We start from the raw sequence: 423 nt of genomic DNA, 5'->3' as shown, positions 1-423 counted from the left end.
CTCATCGTCCTCCGGTTCCTGGCCGCCCTTACGCTTTCGCTCCCGTGATTTTATCTTGGCCTGGGCCGCCAAGCTACTGTGTTGCAGGCGATAGGACTCGTTACCGGTTTCGACGATGTGGCAGTGGTGGGTCAGCCGATCCAGCAGGGCGGTGGTCATCTTGGCGTCGCCGAACACGCTCGACCATTCGGCGAAGCTCAGGTTGGTGGTGATCACCACGCTGGTGTGTTCGTACAGCTTGGACAGCAGGTGAAACAGCAACGCACCGCCAGCCTGGCTGAACGGCAGATAACCCAGTTCGTCGAGGATGACCAGATCCATGCGCAGCAGTGCCTGGGCGATCCGCCCGGCTTTGCCGTCGTGTTTTTCGCGCTCCAGCAGATTGACCAGATCGACCGTGGAGTAGAAGCGCACGCGCTTGCC

Annotated in this window: 1 pseudogene; it reads right to left on the bottom strand. The window is 60.8% G+C overall.

Annotation, left to right across the window (positions count from 1 at the left end):
- Positions 1 to 423: pseudogene (istB, locus tag HMPREF2886_RS16175) on the bottom strand (IS21-like element ISPst3 family helper ATPase IstB); the annotation flags it as partial.

Source organism: Pseudomonas sp. HMSC066A08 (assembly GCF_001813025.1).
GTDB classification, from domain to species: domain Bacteria; phylum Pseudomonadota; class Gammaproteobacteria; order Pseudomonadales; family Pseudomonadaceae; genus Pseudomonas; species Pseudomonas aeruginosa.
Note: the sequence above shows the minus strand (reverse complement) of the source record. Positions and strands in the feature narration are given on the sequence as shown.